We start from the raw sequence: 1398 nt of genomic DNA, 5'->3' as shown, positions 1-1398 counted from the left end.
GTATTGTACAGGGGTCATCTTTTTTAATCCCCATTGATATCGATTATTATTGTAGTAGCGGATGTAACCGTCAATTTTACGTTGTAGTTCTATTAATGTTAGGCAGCTTCGGTGGTCAACATGGTCCTTCATATGACCAAAAAAAGACTCCTGTGGCGCATTGTCCCAGCAATTTCCTCGTCTAGACATGGACTGACCTAGCCCTTTTTCCTTCAAAAGTTCTTGGTATTTTGGACTTGTATAATGACTTCCTTGATCCGAATGGATAAATGCATCTTTGTGCAACTTCAGCCTTCTTTGCTTTACAAGTGCGTCAATCGTGTCAGTAGCAATGTCCAGTGTAAGGCGATTGGATAGGTTGTAAGAGAGGATCTCTCCTGTTGAAGCATCTAGTATGGTCGACAAATATGCCGTCTCTGAGCGGCCGTAAGGGAGGTAGGTAATATCGGTGAGCAGAGCAAGTCCAGGAACACCCTTTCTAAAATCACGCTCTAAGCTGTTGGGAAGGGTTCGATGTTCTTGAGTCGCCTTAGCCATACGTTTGTAGGGATTGGGTTTTCTATGAGGACATACGAGGTCGAATTTCTTCATAAGCCTGCGGATTCTCTTCAGGTTATAGATCACGCCAAAATCGTTCTGGGGCGTCATCTTAATTGAACGAGAACCTTTTTTAAAACCTTTTCTTTGGAATGCTTTTTTGATTAGTTCTCCGGCTTTGACATCCGAAAGAGACCGCTCTGTGCGGGTATCAACGGCTTGTAGGTAGTTGTAGTAACCCGAGCGAGATACGTGAAGTAAATCGCAAAGGTAGCGAGTCGTACGTCCTAAACCCTGACCTACAGTCTCTTTAATCAGCTCAAATAACTTACCCTTGCTTAAATTCTTTCCCTTTACTACCAGCAACCTTTCTTTCGTGTCTAGCTTTTTTAACAAGTCCACCTGAGACTCAAGAAGTTTAATTCTTGCTTCTTGTCTTGCAATCACTTCATCCTGCGTTAGTTCACGCTTCAGAGGACGTCCAGAGGATTCCTTCCGGGAGTCGGCTAGCCCAATAATTCCGTTTTCCTCGTATGCTTTTCTCCAACGCTCAGCGCACTGTTTCACACGTTGTTTTCCAATTACGTTTACATCAAACCCATAGGCTTCAAAGATTTCTCTCGGAGGTTTACCTGCCATATATTGTTCGATGAACAACTTCTTAAATTCATCAGCATAGGTTATTGCTTTATCGCTTATTCTGATCACATATTGATTCATTGATAAATTCATTTGGTCTTTTTCGCTAAAGATTTTCTTTGACATGATGTAATCCCCTCCGGTGCTTACTCTAGTATACAAAAAAAGGTACCCACAGTCTGAACACTTTTTCAAAGTGTCCAGACTGTGGGTACCAGTGTA

The 1398-nt window shown here is 42.3% G+C and carries 1 protein-coding gene; it reads right to left on the bottom strand.

Annotated features, from left to right (window positions below):
- The coding region (locus FU659_RS34925) for an IS3 family transposase (protein WP_147951734.1) at positions 1-1302 on the bottom strand (1302 nt) is incomplete at its 3' end.
- Between the last annotated feature and the right edge of the window lie 96 nt (positions 1303-1398).

Source organism: Paenibacillus sp. N3.4 (genome assembly GCF_008017805.1).
Taxonomy (GTDB): Bacteria; Bacillota; Bacilli; order Paenibacillales; family NBRC-103111; genus Paenibacillus_E.
This window is presented reverse-complemented; position numbering and strand designations above follow the sequence as displayed.